Source organism: Alcaligenes sp. SMD-FA, from assembly GCF_025960365.1.
In the GTDB taxonomy this organism is placed as follows: domain Bacteria; phylum Pseudomonadota; class Gammaproteobacteria; order Burkholderiales; family Burkholderiaceae_B; genus Alcaligenes; species Alcaligenes aquatilis.
Window position 1 is genome coordinate 879,674 of sequence record NZ_CP110108.1, and the last position, 21,530, is coordinate 901,203.

General features: G+C 55.1%; 30 protein-coding genes and 1 pseudogene. 17 read left to right on the plus strand and 14 right to left on the minus strand.

Translation table 11 applies throughout. The annotated features are described in order from the left end of the window. Positions 1-90 precede the first annotated feature (90 nt). On the plus strand, positions 91-1,260 hold the full coding sequence (locus OKX01_RS04020; RefSeq protein ID WP_264672476.1) for a tyrosine-type recombinase/integrase: 1,170 nt from the start codon (positions 91-93) through the stop codon (positions 1,258-1,260). A gap of 261 nt (positions 1,261-1,521) precedes the next feature. Here the strand turns inward: OKX01_RS04020 and OKX01_RS04025 are convergent, their stop codons facing one another. From OKX01_RS04025 to OKX01_RS04055, 7 genes are all read right to left on the minus strand, one after another. Further along, entirely contained in the window at positions 1,522-1,749 is a 228-nt protein-coding gene (locus OKX01_RS04025) for a hypothetical protein (RefSeq protein ID WP_264672477.1), read from the minus strand. A 104-nt stretch (positions 1,750-1,853) separates the two neighbouring features. Continuing rightward, a complete protein-coding gene (locus tag OKX01_RS04030; RefSeq protein WP_264672478.1) occupies positions 1,854-2,150 on the minus strand; it encodes a hypothetical protein in 297 nt (98 codons plus the stop codon). Further along, complete coding sequence (locus OKX01_RS04035; protein ID WP_264672479.1) at positions 2,143-2,358, minus strand: hypothetical protein; 216 nt, start codon at positions 2,356-2,358, stop codon at positions 2,143-2,145. The genes OKX01_RS04030 and OKX01_RS04035 overlap by 8 nt, the downstream gene beginning before the upstream one ends. Before the next feature lie 172 nt (positions 2,359-2,530). Next, positions 2,531-3,904 (minus strand): hypothetical protein, encoded by a 1,374-nt coding sequence (locus OKX01_RS04040; protein WP_264672480.1) that lies wholly within the window; start codon positions 3,902-3,904, stop codon positions 2,531-2,533. After that, the gene (locus OKX01_RS04045) at positions 3,901-4,059 is read right to left on the minus strand and encodes a hypothetical protein (RefSeq protein ID WP_264672481.1); all 159 of its coding nucleotides are present in this window, start codon (positions 4,057-4,059) and stop codon (positions 3,901-3,903) included. The genes OKX01_RS04040 and OKX01_RS04045 overlap by 4 nt, the downstream gene beginning before the upstream one ends. Continuing rightward, on the minus strand, positions 4,056-4,298 hold the full coding sequence (locus OKX01_RS04050) for a hypothetical protein (protein WP_264672482.1): 243 nt from the start codon (positions 4,296-4,298) through the stop codon (positions 4,056-4,058). The genes OKX01_RS04045 and OKX01_RS04050 overlap by 4 nt, the downstream gene beginning before the upstream one ends. A gap of 340 nt (positions 4,299-4,638) precedes the next feature. Beyond that, on the minus strand, positions 4,639-6,285 hold the full coding sequence (locus OKX01_RS04055; RefSeq protein WP_264672483.1) for a DNA cytosine methyltransferase: 1,647 nt from the start codon (positions 6,283-6,285) through the stop codon (positions 4,639-4,641). A 166-nt stretch (positions 6,286-6,451) separates the two neighbouring features. On the opposite strand from OKX01_RS04055, the gene OKX01_RS04060 reads away from it, so the two are divergent. Continuing rightward, on the plus strand, positions 6,452-6,901 hold the full coding sequence (locus tag OKX01_RS04060; protein ID WP_264672484.1) for a hypothetical protein: 450 nt from the start codon (positions 6,452-6,454) through the stop codon (positions 6,899-6,901). Here OKX01_RS04060 and OKX01_RS04065 read toward each other — a convergent pair whose 3' ends face one another. Then, the gene (locus tag OKX01_RS04065) at positions 6,902-7,795 is read right to left on the minus strand and encodes a recombination-associated protein RdgC (RefSeq protein WP_264672485.1); all 894 of its coding nucleotides are present in this window, start codon (positions 7,793-7,795) and stop codon (positions 6,902-6,904) included. Positions 7,796-7,858: 63 nt separating this feature from the next. On the opposite strand from OKX01_RS04065, the gene OKX01_RS04070 reads away from it, so the two are divergent. Beyond that, positions 7,859-8,473, plus strand: coding sequence for a hypothetical protein (locus OKX01_RS04070; RefSeq protein WP_264672486.1), 615 nt, complete (start codon positions 7,859-7,861; stop codon positions 8,471-8,473). Between the two features lie 4 nt (positions 8,474-8,477). Here OKX01_RS04070 and ssb read toward each other — a convergent pair. Next, positions 8,478-8,801, minus strand: a pseudogene (gene ssb / locus OKX01_RS04075) (single-stranded DNA-binding protein); the annotation flags it as partial. A 2-nt stretch (positions 8,802-8,803) separates the two neighbouring features. Then, complete coding sequence (locus tag OKX01_RS04080) at positions 8,804-9,031, minus strand: hypothetical protein (protein ID WP_264672487.1); 228 nt, start codon at positions 9,029-9,031, stop codon at positions 8,804-8,806. A 104-nt stretch (positions 9,032-9,135) separates the two neighbouring features. On the opposite strand from OKX01_RS04080, the gene OKX01_RS04085 reads away from it, so the two are divergent. After that, entirely contained in the window at positions 9,136-9,741 is a 606-nt protein-coding gene (locus OKX01_RS04085) for a hypothetical protein (RefSeq protein ID WP_264672488.1), read from the plus strand. A gap of 601 nt (positions 9,742-10,342) precedes the next feature. Here OKX01_RS04085 and OKX01_RS04090 read toward each other — a convergent pair. The 4 genes from OKX01_RS04090 to OKX01_RS04105 all read right to left on the minus strand — a co-directional run bounded on the left by OKX01_RS04090 (position 10,343) and on the right by OKX01_RS04105 (position 12,634). Beyond that, positions 10,343-10,933, minus strand: coding sequence for a hypothetical protein (locus OKX01_RS04090; RefSeq protein ID WP_264672489.1), 591 nt, complete (start codon positions 10,931-10,933; stop codon positions 10,343-10,345). A gap of 122 nt (positions 10,934-11,055) precedes the next feature. Then, a complete protein-coding gene (locus OKX01_RS04095; protein WP_264672490.1) occupies positions 11,056-11,730 on the minus strand; it encodes a LexA family protein in 675 nt (224 codons plus the stop codon). 411 nt (positions 11,731-12,141) lie between these two features. Then, positions 12,142-12,360: a hypothetical protein gene (locus tag OKX01_RS04100; protein WP_264672491.1), complete on the minus strand. Its 219-nt coding sequence runs from the start codon at positions 12,358-12,360 to the stop codon at positions 12,142-12,144. A 70-nt stretch (positions 12,361-12,430) separates the two neighbouring features. Beyond that, positions 12,431-12,634: a hypothetical protein gene (locus OKX01_RS04105; RefSeq protein WP_264672492.1), complete on the minus strand. Its 204-nt coding sequence runs from the start codon at positions 12,632-12,634 to the stop codon at positions 12,431-12,433. A gap of 103 nt (positions 12,635-12,737) precedes the next feature. Here OKX01_RS04105 and OKX01_RS04110 point away from each other — a divergent pair, with 103 nt between their 5' ends. The 13 genes from OKX01_RS04110 (at position 12,738) to OKX01_RS04170 (ending at position 21,530) form a co-directional block, all read left to right on the plus strand. Beyond that, positions 12,738-13,259: a phage regulatory CII family protein gene (locus OKX01_RS04110; protein ID WP_264672493.1), complete on the plus strand. Its 522-nt coding sequence runs from the start codon at positions 12,738-12,740 to the stop codon at positions 13,257-13,259. Further along, positions 13,256-13,516: a hypothetical protein gene (locus tag OKX01_RS04115; RefSeq protein ID WP_264672494.1), complete on the plus strand. Its 261-nt coding sequence runs from the start codon at positions 13,256-13,258 to the stop codon at positions 13,514-13,516. Before OKX01_RS04110 ends, OKX01_RS04115 begins: the two co-directional genes overlap by 4 nt. Further along, positions 13,513-13,647, plus strand: a complete 135-nt coding sequence (locus tag OKX01_RS04120) for a hypothetical protein (RefSeq protein WP_264672495.1) — start codon at positions 13,513-13,515, stop codon at positions 13,645-13,647. Before OKX01_RS04115 ends, OKX01_RS04120 begins: the two co-directional genes overlap by 4 nt. Continuing rightward, positions 13,634-14,155, plus strand: a complete 522-nt coding sequence (locus OKX01_RS04125) for a hypothetical protein (protein ID WP_264672496.1) — start codon at positions 13,634-13,636, stop codon at positions 14,153-14,155. The genes OKX01_RS04120 and OKX01_RS04125 overlap by 14 nt, the downstream gene beginning before the upstream one ends. Then, the gene (locus OKX01_RS04130; protein ID WP_264672497.1) at positions 14,152-14,970 is read left to right on the plus strand and encodes a hypothetical protein; all 819 of its coding nucleotides are present in this window, start codon (positions 14,152-14,154) and stop codon (positions 14,968-14,970) included. The genes OKX01_RS04125 and OKX01_RS04130 overlap by 4 nt, the downstream gene beginning before the upstream one ends. A 37-nt stretch (positions 14,971-15,007) precedes the next feature. After that, positions 15,008-15,682, plus strand: coding sequence for an ATP-binding protein (locus OKX01_RS04135; protein ID WP_264672498.1), 675 nt, complete (start codon positions 15,008-15,010; stop codon positions 15,680-15,682). 169 nt (positions 15,683-15,851) lie between these two features. Then, entirely contained in the window at positions 15,852-16,232 is a 381-nt protein-coding gene (locus OKX01_RS04140; RefSeq protein ID WP_264672499.1) for a hypothetical protein, read from the plus strand. Positions 16,233-16,802: 570 nt separating this feature from the next. Further along, on the plus strand, positions 16,803-17,096 hold the full coding sequence (locus OKX01_RS04145; protein ID WP_264672862.1) for an HNH endonuclease: 294 nt from the start codon (positions 16,803-16,805) through the stop codon (positions 17,094-17,096). Positions 17,097-17,287: 191 nt separating this feature from the next. Next, on the plus strand, positions 17,288-17,767 hold the full coding sequence (locus tag OKX01_RS04150) for a phage terminase small subunit P27 family (RefSeq protein WP_264672500.1): 480 nt from the start codon (positions 17,288-17,290) through the stop codon (positions 17,765-17,767). A gap of 1 nt (position 17,768) precedes the next feature. After that, a complete protein-coding gene (locus OKX01_RS04155; protein WP_264672501.1) occupies positions 17,769-19,529 on the plus strand; it encodes a terminase large subunit in 1,761 nt (586 codons plus the stop codon). Next, on the plus strand, positions 19,529-19,684 hold the full coding sequence (locus tag OKX01_RS04160) for a hypothetical protein (protein WP_264672502.1): 156 nt from the start codon (positions 19,529-19,531) through the stop codon (positions 19,682-19,684). The genes OKX01_RS04155 and OKX01_RS04160 overlap by 1 nt, the downstream gene beginning before the upstream one ends. A gap of 32 nt (positions 19,685-19,716) precedes the next feature. Continuing rightward, entirely contained in the window at positions 19,717-20,916 is a 1,200-nt protein-coding gene (locus tag OKX01_RS04165) for a phage portal protein (protein WP_264672503.1), read from the plus strand. Positions 20,917-20,924: 8 nt separating this feature from the next. Next, positions 20,925-21,530: an HK97 family phage prohead protease gene (locus OKX01_RS04170; protein ID WP_264672504.1), complete on the plus strand. Its 606-nt coding sequence runs from the start codon at positions 20,925-20,927 to the stop codon at positions 21,528-21,530.

Below are 21,530 nucleotides of genomic sequence, written 5' to 3' on the forward strand. Positions count from 1 at the left end.
CGTATACCCACACTGGCCCACACTAAAACACGGTTCACCACACCGTATCTGTTGGCATTCTTGTTGGTATCGATTTTCTGGTCTCGCAGGATGCCTACAAATACTCTGACTGATTCTCAGTGCCGTGCCGCTCAGGCTACGGACAAACCACAAAAATTGTTTGACGGCGGCGGGCTGCACCTTTGGATCTCCAGTAAGGGGGCGAAGGTGTGGCGCATGGCCTACCGGTTCGAGGGCAAGCAAAAAACAATGTCCTTCGGCGCCTACCCGGAAGTAGGCCTGGCTGAGGCTAGAAGGCGGCGTGCTGAAGTGCGGGAGCAGCTACGCGGTGGTATTGACCCCATGGAGGACCGAAAATCATTAAAAAGAAAGTCGGTGACATTATTGCAAGCGTCAGGCACGTATTGGGAGGGCAGGCAAGACCTGTCGCCCTCATACCGCAGCAACGCTATCCGTGGGATTGAGATGCACTTGGGGCCTGTCCTGGGCAATAAGGAACTGCCCAGTATCACTAGAGATGATTTGTTAACCGAGTTGATGCGTGTCGATGCTGCTGGGCGATTGGTGTATGTGCGCAAAATTCGAAACTGGGTTAGCCAAGTTTTTGAGTGGGCGGTGGAGCAGGGGCTCGCGCAGATCAATCCGGCGGCGCTGATTAACCCTCAGAGGGCCTTCCGGCATCCGGAAAAGGGGCAACAAGCTGCGCTGGAGCTGCAGGATGTGCCGGAACTGATCCGACACCTAAATTTTCAAGGCGACCTGTTAAGCGCCTTGGCATGCAAGCTCTTAGCGTTGACGTGGGTTAGAACTAAAGAGCTGCGGTTTGCAAAGTGGGATGAATTTGAGGGGGATGTGTGGCGAGTTCCTGCGGAGCGGATGAAGCAGCGCAGGCCGCATGTGGTGCCGCTGAGCAAGCAGGCCATGGAGATTCTGGAAGTGCTCAGGGTGAGGGGGCGTGGCAGCGACTATGTGTTGGCCAGTGAGGGCTCTATCAGGCGCCCGATTTCCGAGAATGCGGTTCTGTACTTGTTGTATCGCATGGGTTATCAGGGACGCATGACGGGGCATGGGTGGCGTGCCGTAGGCTCGACGTGGAGCAACGAGAACGGGTACAACGCCGATGTGATCGAAAAGCAATTGGCGCACTCTCACGCGGATTCGGTGAGAGCGGCTTACAACAGAGCAGAGTACCTGCCTCAGAGACGGGAAATGCTCCAGGCCTGGGCGGATTGGCTATTTCCACAAGTCGACCCCAGCTGACTTGAGCGTTGAAGCATTCCATCCAGAGGTGCGGTGAGAGAGCTTGATGTCTGGTTGGGGCAGCTTTCCGGTCCGGAGCCAGCGTCTAACCGTTTCTGATGAGACTCCAAGAATCTGCTGTAGATCTTTGCGCAGCACGAGCGATGTTTCTTTTACAGGCGTTGGGGTTTCCATTTCTGGCTCCAAAAAAACCCGCCACGGGGGCGGGTAGATTCCAATCCTTGGCTGTAACAGCCAATATTTCTAAAATTCGATCTTGCATTAGCGGGCCTGCCGGAACTCCTGCAAGAACCGCTGGCGGAACTGCTCTGTATCTAGCTCAGCGTTGCGTACCGCTGTGTTTTCTGGGTTGTTCATCCAGTTCCACATGCGCGTGCTGAGTAGCTGGGCTGCCGTGATCTGCTTTTGCAGGCTCTCGATTTCGCATGCTACGCAGGTGCGACCGCGATGCGCCTGGGCTTCACTGTGTTTCTCACAGCTGTAGTTCATGTCTTTTTCCTGGTCAGATAATTAAAGGGGCAGGCTGTCCACCCACTTGATGAACAGCTCCCAGAGTGTTTTGCGTCCGGCCTCTGCGGCCTCGGGGGAAATGTTCATGCGCCAGGCTCCTTTTCTGCCGGCGCCTCACGCAGCATCTTGAGCAGGGCTGTCCGGTACTCGCCCAGACTCAGATACGAGATAGCGGACGCATCGCAGGCAACGAAGGCCTCGATGTTGGCCAGGGTTCTCTGGTGCCGGTCGGCTTGGCCCGCCATATCCAGCAGCGCGAGGATATTCAGCGGGTGAGCCACAACATCAACGAATGGCCCGAAGTGCCGATTGCATGCATCTCTCGCATCCTCGGCAGCTCGGCGCAGGCGTTTGCGCTCTTCGTAACTTAATCTAGCCATTGACCGCCTCCTTGGTGGCAGCGCATTTGCATGGCAACACTGTCGCCTCCCATTGCCCAGTGAAACGAGGCGTCACTGAGCAGCCATCAGAAAGCCACTTGCCCAGTACCTGGCCTGCGTCCTTTTGATCGGTTCGCGTAAAGTCCATAGCGCCGGTCAGCACGCCGCATTGGCAAATGGCGACAAAGCCAGTTGGTTTGCGCTTCATGCCTTCTCCTTACGGACCGCCGTGAATCGTGAGGGAGACCAGTCGCAGTATGTGTCGGTTTCAGTGTGCCCAAACATCGCTTTACAGCGATAAATGTGGGTGCAGTCCCCGCAAGACATACCCACCGGCAGGTTCATTTTGTCTGGGTCTGCTGGGTCGTAATTTAAAGGTTTCATGCCTGCTCCTTACGGGCTGCGTCGGTTTTGATTGTGATAACCATCGTCCCGTTTCTGAAGATGTTGTGATAGTGGATCCGCGATCCCTCCGGCAGCATGAGTCGCATGCTCTCGTTCCACCAATGAACGCGCCATCCATTGCCGTTTGCTGGTTCGCGCACTGACCCTGCCAATTTTCTGTATGCGTCCTGCTGGGCGAGTGCGGCGCGGGCTTGCCATCCATGCCACGCACCATCTGTTTCCGGGCATTCATAATCACCCAGGCTGTTTCGCCCAGTCGGGAAGTTTGCTGAATTAGGGGTATCGTTGAAGGCCCAAGCCTCAAACGCTTCCTGCTCGTCCAACTCTCCGGAATTTCCGGATGGTTCGATCATTTGCGCGGCGTCACGCAATTGATCAGCACCGCTTACAGGTTGCTGTGCCTGGGCGGCAATCATTGCCTTGCGGCATTCATTCCAGCCGATTGCTTCGTGATAGGAGGCCATCATCAAATCTGGTAGCGGCTTCTCGGGCGGGATTGCCGGTGCGCTGGACTGGGCGGCCACTTCCGGCCCGTCTTTCTGGGCCAAATTTCCATCTTTGCCGCGTGTAATGCCTTTATTCATGCGGGCTTCACCTTGGGCCAAAGCAGGCGATGTGGTGGCCACCTGGGCAGCAGACACGATCTCATGCAGTGCGCGTATGTCATCATCATTCGGTGCCGCGTTGAAATATACGGCTAGCGCAGACGGATTATCGTCAATGACTCCAACGCCCCTGACGCCCACCGAGAATGCAGGAGCAGGGGTTGCAACGGGGCCTGCAGGGGCTGCGTTCAGCATTAAACTCCACCATATTTCGGTGTCGTGTACGTCGGAGTAACCCGCCAACAGCATTGCATCGGTCGGCTCAATCGGTACAAGCTTCCAGCCTTTCGATACGGCCACCGGCTCCGCACCTATAGTGGCTTTTAGCGTCTCAATTTCCTTTCGCAGTGCTGCAATCTCCGCATCCCTTGCTGGGATGCCTGCCATCACATCATCGAGCGTCTGCTGTGTGACGTCTGGCTGGGCGGCAACGGGGGCGGCGTAAGCCACCTCAATTCGGTACAGTTCAGGGGTTTGCCAGCAATCACGGATTAGTTCCGGCGGGGGCCAACCGTTTACCCAGTGTTTCGCGTCATGCACCCATTCTCCATCGCCGTTACGCCGCAACAAGCGGTGGGCCACCGGCTCCGCGCTCACAGGGGTGTCAGCAAACTTGATGGGGCGTCCGACTGTTCCAGTGCCTTCTACGCTGAAAATGTTGTCACCACATACGCAGCCTTCATCCCAGACAGGCGCTCCGGTTTCTGGGTCACAAGAAAAGTACCCGATTAGATCTTTGCTCATCGACGTTTCTCCATCAATTGCGGGTAATTAGGATTGGGGGCGGCTTTTGAGGTAACGGGGATGAATGCGCGTGTTCCGTATACCTGTGCTGCGCGTTGCAGGTTGAACGCTTCTTGCGGGGTAGACCGCGCCTGGTTGTTTATTTGCGTGCTCACTTTTGTGCTCCATTTATCTGTTGATACATCCGATCCACCGCCTCTTGGCGTTTGTCCAGTTTCTTCATCCGATCTATGTGGGCTTGGAGCGCCTTGTCGTATGGTTGGATTTCACTCAGTAGCCGCAGCTTTTCTTGAATGTCTGAGGTAGCGTTGAGTTGGACGGCCAGGGCATCACGCACTTTGAAGTCGGGTTTTTGTGTATCCCAGGTGGAAAGTTCTGCGTCGTAGTCAGCCATGAGCTTTTTGCTGGCCAGATCCCATCAGATGAACAAAAGGTCACGCCTGTTGACGCGGAATATCAGCCCTCTATGACGTACCCATTGGATGATTTCTTCTTTGGTGAACTCTTGGAGTATGTCTGCGCTCAAGGCTTTGCCTCCCATCCGTTCTCACCCCAGACCACACAAGACCGTTCCAGCTCATGGCACAGGGATGCATATCCGTTATTGAAATGACCGTGAGTGCTTGTCTTGTGCAGGAGCACGCGCACTTCCGGGTCATGGCGTAGGGTAAAAAATTGCCCCGGTTCGGTGTGTCGAAGGCGGGGCAGGGGTTTGTTGCTGTAGGCGCTTTGTGTCATGCGACTTTCTCCCGAGGGGAGATCTGCTGATCGGAGTAGTTTGCTTGCACCAATGCATGGGCCAGGGGCGGGCAGACGCTGTTACCGCACATGCGGACCTGCGCCGTTTTGGTGAGTGGGCTGCCGTCAGGTTTCTGATCGATGATGTACGAGTCCGGAAAGCCCTGAGCGCGGTAGAGCTCGCGTGGTGTCAGCATGCGTAGGCCAATGTCCACGATCTGATAGTCAATGCCATGCACTGTGACGAGTCCAAAGCGGTCTTTGGTAGTCACTGTGTGCAGGGGCTGACCCATCTGAGGATCTTGGTCCGTGCCGTAATACTTGAGCAAGAAGGCCCGCACTTCACCCACATGGCCACCACCAGCGGTCAGAGTCGGCATAGGCTCCTCATGGCTTTGGCCGAATTGGTTGTTGCGCAGCTTCACCAGGTGGCTTGTCACCAGACCTGCAGGGCAGCCAGACGCCGTGACGGTGTTCAGTGGTTGCTCTACATCGCGTATACCGTGGCTGAACCGTTTGCCGCCTGCTTTGCCTTCGCCGTGTCCCATGTGAACCAGGTTGGCAGTAATCAAGCTGTGGTGATCCACGCTGGTGACTGTGCCAATCGGGTCCTGTAGGTCGCTGCCTACTACGCCGGTGTAGTGCTTTGCCAGAAATGCGGCCACAACGGCATGCTTCTGCGAGGCGACGATGGTGCCCAGCGGCTTGTCCAGGCCCGGAACACGCGGCGCTTGCCCTGGCCGTTCCCCGTAGCCGGTTTGGATCAGGGTGGGTACAACCAGCGCATGATGACCACCCGTTGTTACCGTTCGCAGCGGCTCATCAATACCGGCCCCGGGATGACCGGTTGTGTTGGTGACGATAAACGGGTTGGCAGACTCCACCACATACCGCATCACACCCTTAGCAATGCGCCGGCATGTTGCATCAGCAAGGGGACGCTTGCGTTCAAAGATGGATGGGCACGGGATGGACCAGTCGATGATGTCCGATGCCGGGCGCCAGGCCAGCTGGCCCTTGGCTGGTTTGGCGAAGTGCGTCTGCTGCGGCCAGACGATGGGCAGGCCATCACACCGAGCCACCATAAAGAAACGCTTGCGGATGGTGGGAGCGCCGTAGTTGCAGGCCCGCAGTTCCTTGTATTCCAGGCGGTACCCAAGGGCACGAAGCTGCTCTTTCCAGAGTTGGAACGTCTGGCCCTTACGCTCAGGGCACGGCATGCCGTCATCCGTCAGCGGTCCCCAGGTCTGAAACTCCTCCACGTTTTCGAGAATGATTACGCGGGGGCGTACGGCCTTGGCCCACTTGACGACGACCCAGGCCAGGCCACGGATGCGCTTGGACACCGGCTTCCCGCCTTTGGCCTTGCTGAAGTGTTTGCAGTCAGGACTTGCCCACAGCAGCCCGACTGACCGACCGCGTGTAGCAACGTGTGGATTGATCTCAAACACATCACTGACATAGTGCTCGGTCTGAGGATGATTGATGGTGTGTAGGGCAATGGCCTCTGGGTCGTGGTTGACGGCAATATCAACGTGCCGCCCCAGGGCTTGTTCCAGCCCGGTGGATGCGCCACCGCCGCCAGCGAAAAGATCGACCGTGATCTCCGAGGCGATGGGCAACAAAAACTGCTTGGTGGTCATGGGTTGATCCTAAAAAAGAAAAACCCCGGTTGAGTAAATCAAGCGGGGTTATGGGGTGTTGCTGTAGTAGTGATGCTTCATAGGAGAGGCATCCTATGTTTTAGTCACAGATGTTCGGCTATCATCCCTATGGATATAGATAGTAGAAATTATTTGGAGGTGAAGAGTGGCTGTCGAAATTGAAGGTCTGAAGAGATTGACGGATAAGTTTTTCCAATTACATTGGAACGATGAGGCCATTGGTCGTGAGCCGCCGCTATGGTCAGAGCCATTTTCCTTTAATGGAGGGAGCGCCCCAAATTACGATAAGCAAGGTCTGTACGCATTTTTGAAACATGGGGAGATTACTTATATCGGGGTTGGTGCAGCTCTAGGTAGACCTCCTTACGAGGGGCATGGAATTGGGAAAAGGCTCCAAAGTTACACAAAAATAATTAATGGGGTCTTCACTCTGACGGATGCGAGATTGGCGGATGCCGGCGCAATCGTGACAATCGGCTTTGAAAAAGAACATGCGTATTTAGCATTAGCTCTTGAGTCATATCTAATTGGCCGGATGCCTACGATCCATAACGTAAATCGCCAGGGAAGGCCTGCGACTCAAGTGGCTATTTAACTAACGTTCGCCGCCCAGCACCTCGACCAGATCGCTGATCATCTTGGCCAGCTCGGAGGTCATCAAGGTCATGTCGGCATCAAAAATTTCGTCATCGTTGACGGCCGTCACGTCTTGTTTTTCAGTCAGGATATCCAGCGGGGCCACGCGTTTGACGTCCAGCGCGTCGGTCAGCACAAAGCTGATGCGATCCGCCCAGGTCATGGCCAAACGGGTGCACTGCTTGCCAGCCTCCACGTGCTTGCGCACTTCGGCTATATCCGCGCTTTGCTTGACGTAGCGCACGGCAGCACCGCTGTCGCCAGTAGAGCGCAACTCGGTGTCCTGGTCCACGGTGAAGTTGGCCAGTTGCTCTTCGTCTACCAGCCAGGAAGTCATGGCCGCACCGGGCGACTGCTCCGTATACAGGGGCTGAACCGGGAAGGGCTCCACGCTCTTGGCGAATAGCCCCAGCACTTCATCACTCTTAGCCACAGCAGCGGTATCAATCACAAACCAGTGGTTTCGTGTGTCGATCCAGACCATTGTGTCGCGCTGCACAGCATGAGAGCGGGGCATCAGTTCTACGATGACCTGCTCTTTGATTTCCTTCATCTGCTTGCGGCCTGGCTTGTAGCCTTGCTGCTCTTCAATTGCGCGGGCCTTCTCACGGGCTGCCTGGTTGACCACAGTGCTGGGCAGCAGTTTCTTTTCAGCCCGCATGCAGATCAGATACTGACCGTTCACCTCATGCACCAGCTCACCGCCTTCGCGTGGTGCCACCCAGCCCAGGCTGAGAGGTTCTTGGCTGCCGCCAGGGGCGAATTGATGCTTGGCCAGCAGGTCGGCCAGCTGTTGAGCGGATAAGGCAAATGCCGTGTTCAAGCGATAGATACGCAGGTTTTTAAACCACATGGGTGAATTCCTTTCAGGATGGGCTATGCTCACGCCGTATATACAGGCATGGAGCAAGGGGCTATGAGGATTAAGTGGAAAGAGGACTACAGTGCAAGGACGCAGCGCTGCTGGGGCGCGATTCTAGGCGTGGTTGTTGGCCTTTTAATCGGCATTCCGATCGGCTGGGGGGCGACGAAATTTCCATCTGATACCAGCTTTGTTCTTGCGCTGATTACTGCAATTGGCACGATTGGATCCGCTGTGGGGGCTGTAGTCATTTCATTCTGGGCGCAACAACACTCACAGAAGATGGAGGTGGAGTCTTCCAAGAGGTACGCGCTAGCAAGTGTCGATACTATGATTTCTGCTAACAGGGACATTCAAAGGGCTTTGGTTTTAAAGCAGGCTGCAACGAGCTTTTTGAACCCTAGTTTTGAGAGGCTGCCTGATGAGGCTTACGAACTTATAGAGCGCGCCTGGATCAGATTGAGCTCTCTGGATTTTGAGAGGCTAAGTCACGCCATGCCGGAGCATGGGGCAATATTTGTGAAGCTTAAAGTCAACTTTGGGCATCAAATTGATTTGTTGCCTCAAAATAAAGAGGACCCTTCCCCTCTGAATGACATGGTGCTTAACGATATACAAGCTGATCTGAAAAGAATGTGGGACTTTATTCTTTCGTCCTGTCAGCGGTAGGTGGAAGCATTTGCATTTGCTCGGCAATAACTTCGGTGGTGAAACGCTCCTGACCATCCTGGCCCGTCCATTTACGAGTGCGCAGACGACCTTCTACGTAGACGGGGCGGCCTTTACGCAAATATTCACCCGCGATTTCAGCCAGACGGTTGTAGAACACCACACGGTGCCATTCGGTTTCCTCTCGGGGTTCGCCTGTCTGCTTATCCTTCCAGGTAGACGTAGTAGCAATCGAGATATTGCACACGGGGGCGCCACCGGCTTGGTAGCGGACTTCGGGATCTCGCCCGAGGTTGCCTACGAGAATTACTTTATTGACTGAAGCCATTTTTAGAAACCCGCTGCGGGGGCGATGTAGTTGAGCAGGCCAGCTGAGACCGTGATTACGAAAGCAAAGCCTAGACACCAGCCTGTGGGGATTTCACTGTCAGCAGGTAAGGGATCCCAATGAAAGCAAAGTGCCAGCTTAGGATGCAAGACACGCACCCACAGCTTGTCCATCAGTAGCGCGGCAGTTACCAGGCCAGCGAGCAACATCAAATAAGCGAGCGCGGTCATAGCGCCTCCTGTTGAGAAAAGAAAAGCCCCACGCTTCGATTGAAGGTGGGGCGTAAAATTAACCATTAGTTTTTCGAAACTTTGTTCTTATAGGTGAGGGAAAGATGGAAATGGCAACATGGTTAGCTGGAATTGGAACATTTCTAGCAGTCGGGGTAGCGTACATGACGCTTTATAAGCAATCTAAGCCGCACATCCTTGTCTTCTATGTGCCTAATCAAAAGCAGGCCAGCATAATAGATTTAGTTGTAACTAATATCGGAAGCGGCAATGCAATTGATGTAAGGTTTTCCGTTGATCTCCCAATTCACTTCTTTGGGATTGATCATCCCACAGGAGATGGAAATTATCTTCAAGCTTCTGGTTTTCCAATGATTGCCCCTGGGCAGCGGTATGAGTTCCAAGGGGGGCAATTTGGCGGTCTTCAGGAAGAACTAGGGGATGGCCTTCGACTGCTGGTTTCATATAAATATAAAAACCCAATAGGTTGTTTGTGCACTGATCAAGAAGATTTTGTACTTAGTGTTAGTCATTTAGGTCATTTACCTGCTAGTAAAAGTGCAGAGCAGACGATTGTTGATGCCTTTAAGCTGTCAAATGGAACTGCCACTACACTTCATGAGATCCGTGATGAGCTTCGCAAGATCAATAATTCATTTGAAAGAATTTTGAACTTAGGGGAGGGCAGGGGACCCAGTCATCGCAATTGACTAAATTGGGTCACTTATTCAATTTGTGACCTATTCTGCTGTCGGTGGTTATTGTTTTCCGCTTTCAAAAGCGGAGATAAGAGCGCTTTTGAGAGCGGCCTGCTTCCAGGCCTTGTGATGCTGGGATTCCAACCAGCATGACCGTTTCCGTTTTTGGCCGTCTACGCCTCACCCTCTTTCTCCGTAAACCGTGCTTTGACGGACTGGAGACGGCAGAGATACCGCGCAGAGCCACAACCATGCTTGTGGGTGCTATTGAGCCGGACGAACACTCCCACATAGGCGGGGTGAGCAACATCGGCAGGTGGGTTGTTAAAGAGCGTTGAACGAATAATCGCATATGCGATTATTCTGGTCAAGCGCAAATGCGATTTAATGGTGCGATTGCTTTTTGGGCTAACGGTGTTTCAGCGAGATAATGCCGCCGCTTGGGGCGAGAGTGCTATGAACGAAAATCCCCAGGAGGGCTTCAAAAGCATCTAAAAGCGCAAAAGCCCGCATTGGCGGGCTTTGCTTAAGTATTAAAAAAGGAGCCAAATGGCTCCTTGTCGCTTTCTGCTTGCCCTCAAGCCTTCCTGGGCCGGGGCATGATTGCAGTCATTTACTTGCTGCCTGGCGATTTATTCTCTAGGCCTAGGCTATCGCATAAAAACATACTCCCACCATGTTGCGGCAGTTTCTGCTTCGCGGATTTGCATGTTTCCCATTCGTCTCTTAGACCCAGAAGGAACTCAATTCGATCATGAAACAGAATAAAGTCGGAGGGGTTTTGGTGTGCGCTTGTGGGAATTTTCGGCTTAAAGCTAGCGGGTATCGGGAAGGCAAACAATCCAGAGCTCATCGAGCCGGTAAATCCAATTTTGGCAGTCGTTCCTTCCGTTGTTTCTTCAAAATCAACGCTATACCAGTCCCTGCCGAAGCCAACGCTGAACACAGCATAGTAGGTTGACCATCTAGTCGCCAGCAGACTATCGCTTTGGACATCAAATTGCATGTCATTGGGGTCAAGCAGGTAAAGGACCTGTTGTGCTGCTTGCCTGACCTCAGGGACGCTCTTGCCGTTGTACAAGCGAGAGGACTCTACTTCGTTTTTTTTGAGTGAAGCATCCAGTTCGGCGAGTGTTTTTTGAGGTGGCGCAGCACAACCTGAAATCAAAGCCACTAGGGCAATAGAGCATAACGACTTAAACATCAACCCTCCAAATATTTTCAACCTTTGATTTGGTGGCACCGTTATCCGGGTGAAACGCGGGACAGCCTTATCTGCGGCTCGACATCCACAAACACCACCTCCCGTCATTGGTGGTGTGCGTATTATTCCATCACCCACTTGCCAATAACCACTCCACAGATTGAAGCGTTGCCATTTATTTCTAAGTAACGCGGACTCCAGTCAGGGTTGAGGGCCTTAAGTAGCTTGCGTCCATCCTCCTCCATGTATTGCTTAAAGGTGGTTTTGTCCTGGTCATCAAGTTTCGCCACCACCCGATCGCCGGGGGTGGCGCATAGACCGGGGTCAACAAATATGATGTCTCCTGGATCATACGATGGACGTCCGGCTGGATTCTTCATGCTTTCCCCTTCGACGCGCAAACAGAACGTAAGCGGTCCATGTTTTACCGGACAGGGAAGCCACATTTCCGCATCCTGCTCTCGGAACACCACAGCCAAATCGCTCCACTCACCGGCCTGCACTGAAGATATCAAGGGGACATGGCCCCTGACCTCTGGACCAGGTGATGTGTTTGCATTTAAAGCATCTATGACCGCTTCAGCCTGAGGCTGCATTGGGCCGCGCCCAGTCTCAAGCCACTCCGGATTGACATTTAACGCACGTGCAATCTGGAGCATTTTCCCGCTGCCCTGATTCCGGCCATTTTCGATGCTACCGATGGTCGACTGGCCAGAGCCAATTTGCTTCGCCAGTGCTGCCTGGGACACTCCGGCGATCTCTCTAGCGTACTTAAGACGTTTGGCAAGTGTATTCATATCGCAATTGTGATTGAAAACATAATCGCATTGGCGCTTGATTGTTAATCGTAAATGCGATTAAATTAAGTATGAACTGGCAATCAATGATCGCAGACCTGGCACAAGCTGGCTGGACCCAGGCCCAAATCGCATTAGCCCTTGGCGGACGTCCGCAATCATGGGTCGCTGACATCGCAAGAGGTCGATACAAGGACCTTAAGTGGAGGGATGGCGAGCTTCTCAGGGCCTTGCATATCCGTGTAACCAAAAAGGAACCCCACATGCCCAACACTCCCGACCCCAAACCTGACGACCGTATCCCCATCGGTCCCCCTGACTGCATTACGAAAGCGGGCGCTCATGTCTAGCGGCCGCGAGCAGACAGTTTCATTGAGCGTGGATGCTTCTAGTCTGCTCGCGACGATGGAATCACTTAAACATTTTGCTGAGGTTTCGTTGGAAGTCAGACAGCGACTTCTCAGCCTTGGCGATTCCATTTCTCAGACCAGAAGCATCGATCTTGGTAGTAACGCCACAGGAGCATTTGATATCCGGATCCTGTTTGAGCCTTCCGATCGTTTGACTGAGCTTCTTGCCGCATGCCTGGCAGGGGACTTCAACGGCATGTGAATCGATGTTGAGTTTCATGGCTTGCTCCTTTTGAGACATGTTTGGTTACGTGCATTTCCAAGCATAGCTGATTGGGGCAGGCCGCCTCTTAATGAGTGGTAGTTACACCTACCTCGTCGAGCCCATGTTGCTCGTTCCAAATAAGCCGGTCATATATGCCGGTGATGTGGTCATCGGTAGGGCAGTTGAAGGCTTGGTACGCCAGCTCAGTAGCTCTATCAATGATTTCAAAGCGGGGGAGTTCTTTTTTATCCATCCCTGCATTTTCAGTTTCACGACCGATTTTTTCCATTTGTAGTTCCCACTCCGCATCAATCACTACGTACTTTTCACACTTTTACTGTAGCGATTGTCAGGAGAGGGCGAAACGCTGAAATACACAGGAGTTCAACCCAATGACAAGACGTTTTTCCTCGCTCAACTGGCGGGATGCGCTTTACAGTGCTGTCCGCCAGGCCCCAGGCGGCGTTGGCGCGGCTGCCGTATTTCTCTCTGACCGTCGCGCCGTAACCATCCACCCAGAGTCCCTGCGTCGGAAACTCACCGGTGGGGAGCAACTGGACCTGGACATGGCCTTCTTACTGACCGAGTGGCTGGATGAGCTGGCCGACTGCCGGGTAAGTGCTCGGGACTGGCTCATCGCTGCAGCTCACCAAGGTGGATTGCATGTGGTTGATCTGCCGCCTGAGCCGGTAGGGGGATTCGAGAACGAGGCCACGGCATTAAACGAGAAGGCACTCAAAGCAGCCGCTGAACTTGGCGAAATGTGTAGCGCCATCACCGGCACAACGGCAGACGGTCGAGTGACCCATGAAGAGCGTGAGCGTGTGGTGGCCAAAGCCTTGGATCTGATCCGCCTGTGCTTTCGCATCATCCGCAACGTTACCCGCTGGCACCGCAAGGAGGTCTCAGCATGACCAAAGCACCGTACGGCACCTACTACACCGACCTGTACAAGCTGCACTGGTTCAAGAGCCGCCAAGTCTGCGAGAAGTTGAAAGTCGATTTCAGCCTGGAGCCGCATGAGCGCCAGCAGCAGATCAAAGAAAAGCTGTATGCGGAATTTGGCACGGACAGCCTTGCCAAAGTGAACCCACAGCATTTTGTTCGTGTTCTGGACGGCATGGGCCTGTTCTTCACGCTGCCGACCTCCCTGAAGGACCAGCTGCGATGAAGACCTTGGAAATCATGACAACCATCTACGGTGGCTACCCCATGACCCTTTGGATAGCTCTGGCTGTTGTAAGCATCAGCATGGCCGCATCACTGTGGATTGCTCTGGGGAAGATTGATGAAAAAGACTGACTTCCCACAGCGCACCCAGTTGCAGCGCCGACAAGCACTCAAGCGCAGCGCCTTCAAAGCCAAACCAAAGGAAAAGAAGGGCCCCAGCCTTGGGCAGCGTATTGCCCAGATAGTCGGAACAGCCCTGCAGCATCGGCCCAAGCCGGTAGCTGTCTACCGCTCAGAGCAGCACCGTCGCAACGTCGCAGCATTGCCATGCGCCAACTGCGGCCGCTGGTACCGCTCCCAAGCTGCCCACATGAACGGCATCGAGTTCGGCAAAGGGTTGGGCCTGAAAGTATCTGACGCTTTGATGTTCCCGCTGTGTACCGATAACGCTTGGGGGCGAGGCTGCCACAGCAAGCTCGACCAGGGCGGGATTTACGACAAGGCCACCGCAGTGGGCTTGCAGATCACCTGGCTGCAGAACACACGCGATGAATTGAAACGCCTGGGCCAATGGCCCGAGGAAGCCGACCGCGACATCGAGCGATTCGTGGGAGCGTATTTAAGGAGGCAACCGGCATGAAGCCGCTAGACACTATCAGGGCTATTGGTAGGCCAATCGCTTACCACGCTTCGCTGGCGCGTCATGTAGGCGGTGTAGCTACGGCCATCTTTCTTGGCCAACTGATGTATTGGGACGAGCGTTCTACGGACGAGCGTGGCGTTCACAAAGAGTCAAAGCAGTGGGAGGAGGAAACAGGCCTTTCCTACCGTGAGCAGACAACGGCACGCAAGAAGCTGCGGGATCTAGGGTTGCTGATTGAAACCCCGGAGCGCCTTCAGCACCGCATCTACTACAAGCTGGACCGTGAGGCTTTTAACGCCTGGATTGAGACCATTTCTAAAGGCTCTGATTCTGAATTTGGCGAACTACCAAAAGCGCATTTCCCGAACGACGAAAACGCAATTGGGGGACAACACATTCCGCAGTTGGGGGATGACGCAAAACGCAGTTCGTTAATAGAGAAGACTACTACAGAGACTACTGCAGAGATTACAGAAGATATTTCGTCCGGTTGCCGATTCCAGGAGTTCTGGGATGCCTACCCGAACACTGCCCGCCGAGTAGCGAAATCGAAGTGCTTGGAAAAGTGGAAGGCCCACAAACTCGATGCTGATGCCGACACCGTGGTTGGCCATGTCAAAGCAATGTGCAAGACCTCGCAGTGGAAGGATGGCTTTGAGCCTGCGCCGTTGACGTACTTGAACCAACGCCGTTGGGAGGATGGTGTGCCAGTGGACAGCGGCCAAGGGGGCGGAAAGCTCGGCTCACCCCAGCACACAGGGTTTGATCGGAAAAACTACGGGGAGGGCATTGGCGATGATGGCCGTTTCTAACTTGGGCGGAATGTTGTCCGCGCTGGAGAGCTCCACGATGAACGCGCTTGCGTCAGGCAAAGACCCAAAGGCCATGATCGAGGACGAGATCCGACGCATTCAGGCAGGTGTGGCAGCAGATCGGGCCAAGACGATTTCGCATTCGATCCTGTCCCGAGCCGCTATCCCCCCACGGTTTGCCGACCGCCGCTTGAGCAACTATCTGCCCACTTGCCCGGAAGCGGCCAAGGCTTTGCAGGTTGCCCAGCAGTATGCGGACACGTTCCAGCAGGCGATTCGTACTGGTCGCAGCCTGATTTTCATCGGCAATGTGGGGGCGGGCAAGACGCATCTGGCCGTGGGCATTGCCCATGAGGTGATGCAGCAGGGCTATTCGGCGCTGTTTGCTTCGGTCATGGGGGCGGTACGCAGCATCAAGGAAACTTACGGGCGCCGCGAGTTGACCGAATCTCAGGCCATTGCTCGACTGGTTGAGCCCGATCTGCTGATTCTGGATGAGGTCGGTGTGCAGTTCAGCAGCGATACCGAGCGTCTGTACCTGTTCGAGATCCTGAATGGCCGGTACGAGAACATGCGACCCACCATCGTGATCAGCAATCTGGACATGGCTGGTATCAAGGACTGCCTGGGCCAACGTGTTTACGACCGTCTGCGTGAGGGTGATGGCCGAGCCGTGACGTTTGGCTGGGATAGCTACCGGGGGCGTGGATGAGTCCGCAGAAGCGGGAAGCAGCAGAGAAGGCAATGCAAAAGTTGGATGGATGGACGGTGGTGGACCCGCAGCGAGATCACAAGGCATGGGCAAAGAAGATTCTCGCAAACCCGGCAGGGCGATCACCAACTGTGATTTGGATGGCTCAGCGAGCAGTAGGAGAAGCGGAATGAGTGAAGTAACAGGTTTGGCCCTAGTGCTGCCTTGGCCGGACATGCGGCTGATGCCCAATCGCAAGAACGGTCGGCACTGGGGCGGTGTCCAGTCAGCCAAGGAGCAGGCAAGGCGCGATGGGCGTGTGGTGGCAGTCGTTGAGCTCGGGCGGCGGCGGTTTGTGGGCGGTGACCGCATCCCAGTGAAAGTGACTTTCATGTCACCAGACCGCAGGGGTAGAGATCTGGATAACCTGCTGGCCTGCATCAAGCCGCAGATCGATGGCATCGCCAAAGCCCTTGGGGTGGATGACAAACGGTTCCGACCGTTGATTGTTGATGATGGATTGGACCCAGCCAAGCGCGGGTATCTGAAGATTGAAGTGGGGGATGTATGAAGACGAGGCTTGAGATCCTTCTGGGTGAGTGGGGATGTTGGAAGCGAGGGGAAAATCGGTCAGCCTTGGGTCTGCCCTCCCAGTCAGCATTTCAGAACATGCGTGTTGATGGGATGTGCGCACCAGAAGCTGAGGCGTTGCTTGTGGATGATGAGTTGCGGCGTTTGGATGATTGGATTGACACACTGTATCCAGACGCCAAGGCTGTAGTGATTGCGCAGTATGTATGGCCAGGGCTGGTAAAGCAAAAGATAGATCGTCTCGGTCTATCACGGCCAACCTATTACTTCCGGCTAGAGTTCGCAATGAAGCAGCTTGACCACCTTATGTATGGCGTAGCAACTAAAGTGTCTAGACAGGTTGCCCAAGTGTCTAGATGAAATCATACTGTTTCCCGTAGGCTGGATATTGCTCAGCCTGAAGGATTTAGAAGCCAAGCCCTGCCGGAAACGGTGGGGCTTTTTGCGTTTGGAGGCTGCATTGGCCCAACGACCCCTGCGTCCTTGCCGAAAACTAGGCTGCCGAGAGCTGCACCGCAATGGCAACGGATACTGCGAAGCACATCAAGACATGGCGGCAGCATGGGGAGGCAACAGTCGAGGCTCGGCGGCTGAGCGTGGGTATGGCGCCGCTTGGCGCAGGCTGCGCTTGCTGGTGCTTAAGCGCGATGGCTGGGTCTGCCGCTGCGCAGACTGTAAGGCCGTTGGGCGTGTGCGTAATGCCAGCGAGGTTGATCACATCATCCCTAAGGCTGAGGGCGGAACGGATCATCCCGACAACCTATCCGCGATTCATCCCGATTGCCATAAGCGTAAAACACAGGCAGAAGCGGCCAGGGCAATGCGGCGCCACACACACGCGTAGAGCGCGTTTTGCAGTCGTTAGCGCCCGTACCCAACCAAACTCGCGATGATGCTTAGGCGAGTCTGCAAACAAAGTGGCGGGGCCGGCTTAGGGGGAGGGGGTGGTCAGATTTCTAGGGGAATCCGGCACCATGACCACCCGTTCAGTCAAATTTTTATCCCCGCGAAAAATGAAATTTAGGAGTTGGCCCGATGGCAGGCGTTCCTGGCCGGTCTGGCCGCAAACCTAAACCCACGGAGCGCAAGGTCGCAGCTGGCAATCCCGGCAAGCGGGCGATCAATAAAGAAGCGCCCGATTTTGGCGCGGTGATCAATATCGACCCGCCTGAATGGATGGCCGATGAAGGGCGGAACCTCTGGCTGCACTTGGCACCACTGTTGTGCAAGCAGCAGGTGCTGCAGGCTACCGATATTCAGAACTTGGAGCTTTACTGCGCTGCCTATGGCCGGTTTCGTGAGGCGCAGCGTCATATCGCGGAGCATGGCATTACCGTGCTGGGCGCTCAGGGTGGGGTAGTAAAGAACCCTGCAGCGACGGTGATTAACGAGGCGGCGCGGCAGATGGCTACGTTTGGTTCGCTACTGGGCCTGGACCCGTCCAGCCGCCAGCGGCTACTGGGGCCGAAGAAGCGTACAGCTGGCGACGAACTGGCAGCCATTTTGGAAATGTGACATGGCAACAGGAAAATTCCCCCGAGTTGCCCGGGCACAGAAGTTTGCCCGCGATGTAGTACGTGGTGTTATTCCATGCTGTCGATTTATCAAGCTGGCTTGCCAACGGCACTTGGCTGATGTGGCGAAGAGTAAGGATCGGGATTACCCATACCGATTCGACCAAGCTAAGGCTGAGAAGAAACTGCGGTTTGTCGAGTTTCTGCCCCATACCAAAGGCGAGTGGGCGCGCCAGCGCAAGAAGATCACGCTAGAACCCTGGCAGCTTTTCGGCCTGGCCTGCACGTTTGGCTGGGTTCGAAAGAAAGACGGCATGCGGCGCTTTCGTGAATCGTATTGGGAAGTGCCGCGCAAGAACGGCAAAAGCGTCATTGCAGCCGGCGTGGGCCTTGGGATGTTCTGCGCCGATGGCGAATTCGGCGCGGAAGTGTACAGCGGTGCCACTACTGAAAAGCAGGCCTGGGAGGTTTTCCGGCCAGCCCGGCTAATGGTCAATCGTACGGCTGAGTTGAAGGACTTGCTAGGCATTGAGGTGAACGCAGGTAACTTGAACCGACCTGATGACGGAAGCCGGTTTGAGCCAATCATTGGTAACCCAGGCGACGGCTCATCCCCGTCGTGCGCGATTGTGGACGAGTACCACGAGCATGATGCAGATGACCTGTACGTGACGATGCAGACAGGCATGGGGGCGCGTCGCCAGCCGTTGATGTTCATCATCACGACGGCAGGCGCCAACATTGCAGGCCCTTGCTACGACAAGCGCCAGGAAGTGATTGAAATGTTGGACGGCCTGGTACCGAATGATGAATTGTTCGGTTGGATCTGGACCATTGACGAGGATGACGATTGGATGGACCCGAAGGTCCTGGCCAAGGCCAATCCGAACATTGGTATTTCGGTGTTTCAGGATTATCTGGAGTCGCAGCAGCAACAGGCTATTCGCCGCGCGAGGTTCGCCAGCACATTCAAGAATAAGCACTTGAATGTGTGGACTGCCGCCAAGTCGGGCTTTTTCAACATGGCTCGGTTCGGGGCCGAGCCTTGTCTTGACCCTAGCCTTTCACTAGACCAGTTTCGGGGGCAGCGGTGCAATTTGGGGCTGGACTTGGCGGCCAAGATAGACCTGACGGCGATGGTCAAACTTTTTTGGGAGGATCGACCTTGGAAGGACCAGCAATCCGGCAAGACAGGAACCCGTAGACATTACTTCTGCGTTGATCCTGTGTTCTGGGTACCAGAGGACACGATCCAGAACACCGAGAATCGACGTATGGCGGATCGCTACCAGTCCTGGGCTGCATCAGGTCACTTAATTGCAACGCCTGGCGCGGAGATTGACTATCGGGATGTTCTTGCCGAGGCGCTGGAGGTCAACCAATTAGCGCCTGTCGAATCTACACCCATAGATCCGCACGGCGCTGCGAACCTGTCGCATCAGCTTGACGACGAAGGGCTTAGCCCGATCATCATCACGCAGAACTACACCAATATGGCTGACCCCATGAAGGAGTTGGAAGCTGCGATATTGGCAGGTCGATTTCATCACGATGGGCATCCCATTATGACCTGGTGTATCGGCAACGTAGTGGCAAAGTACCTGCCTGGCAGCGACGACATTATGCGCCCGACGAAACAGCATAACGACAACAAAATTGATGGAGCCGTCGCCTTGATTATGGCGATATCCCGCGCGATGGCGCCGCCTGCAAAGCGGTCCATCTTAGAGTCGCTGAGCGACGACGACATTCTGGTGATGTGATGAAAACTCTGGTACGTGATTGTGTAGCGCTGGTTGGCCTGGGCTGTCTAGCGGCTGGCTTGTACCTGCAATATGGCGCGGGCGTGGCTTTGATGGCTACTGGCGGCTTGTTGCTTGCCGCAGCCGTGTTGCCAGCAATGCGGAAGGGGGGCTGATGTTACTTGATTCGCTTTTCGAGCAGCGGTCATTGGAAAATCCCGATTTGCCTCTTACTGGGCAGAATCTACAGGAGTACCTATACGGCGATCAAGGCGGGCTGCGCGTGACGCAGGAAACCGCAATGCGATTGGCGGCTGTGTATTCCTGCATTTACGTGCTCTCAAGCTCGCTAGCGCAGTTGCCGGTGGCCGTGCTGCGCAACACAGGGGATCGCATCGAGCCTGGCTCTGATCACCCGGCGCATTATCTGCTGCATGATGCCCCCAACGATTGGCAGACGTCGTATAAATGGCGCGAGACCAAAATGGGGCACATTTTAGGCTGGGGCAATGGGTACTCGCGGTTGATTAGGTCACGGCGTGGTGAGCTGCAGGCCATCGAGCAGATGCATCCACGGGACACAACGCTGATTAAGGTGGCTGGTCGGTGGGTGTACTCATCATGGGACGACGAGGATGAGCGCTTGATCGCTATCCAGCCCGAGGACATGCTGCACATCCGAGCATTGGGCAGCAATAAGCGCATTGGCATTAGTCCCATTATGCAAAACGCGGAGTCGATTGGCCTGGGCCTGGCGGCGCAGCGGTATGGAAAGCAATTCTTTGATGGGGGCGGAAAGCCCTCGGGCCTGCTGACCGCCAAAGGTGACCTGAGCGGTGATGCGTGGGCGCGCCTAAAGGATTTCTGGAAAACAGCGGTAAGCCGGCTCCAGTCCTCCGATAACAAAACTCTGCTGCTGCCTGCTGACCTGGACTACAAGGCGCTGAGTCTGGAGCCGGAGGCCGCGCAGTTCATTGAGTCCCGGAAAATGAGCCGCTCTGAGATTGCTGGGCTGTTCAATGTGCCGGCGCACATGATCAACGATCTGGATAAGGCCACGTTCTCGAATATCAGCGAACAAGCCATCCAGTTCGTGCGGCATACCGTCATGCCCTGGATCCAGAACTGGGAGCAGGAGATTGCACGTCGAGTATTCACCCGGTTTGAGCGGGCAGCCGGCTACTACATCAAGTTCAACCTGGGCGGGCTGCTGCGCGGCACCGCCAAGGAACGCGCTGAGTTCTATCACTATGCGATTACCGACGGCTGGATGACGCGCAACGAAGTGCGCCTATTTGAAGACATGAACCCCATCGACGGTCTGGACGAAATGCTGATCAGCGTCAACGCCCAGCCTGCCAGTCGATTGCTCCTGCCTGCAGAGCAGACCCTGCCACAAAACCAATAGGAATCCCAATGAAAGACATCGAAAAACGCACGCTGGTCAGCCAGCCGTGTGAGCTTCGTGCTGCCAGCGAGGGGCAGCCCGCCACGATTGTCGGCTACGGTGCCGTGCTCAACGAGCGCAGCGCACTTCTGTTTGGCAGCTTCTACGAGGAGATCGCTGCCGGCGCATTTGACGATGTGATGGGCGACGACGTGCGTGCGCTGTTCAACCATGACCGTAATTTTGTACTGGGCCGCACTCGCAGCGGCACTTTGCAATTGTCGCTCGACAGCCGTGGCTTGGCGTACACGATCACACCGCCTGATACGCAGATGGTACGGGATCTGGTTCTCACGCCCTTGGCCCGTGGTGACGTGACCGGCAGTAGCTTCGCCTTCCGGGTTGCAGACGATGGGGATGAGTGGCGCAAAGAGGGGGAGTTTGTCGTGCGCACCATTCATCGGATTGCTGAGTTGCGCGATGTATCCCCTGTGACTTATCCCGCGTATGACGGCGCTCATGCCGCACAGCGCTCTCTTGACGCCTGGCAGCAGGCGGAGGGGCATCGACTTTCCTCCAAAGCTGTAACTGAGCGTCGCGCCCGCGAACGCTTTCTTGATCTACTCAACCTGTAA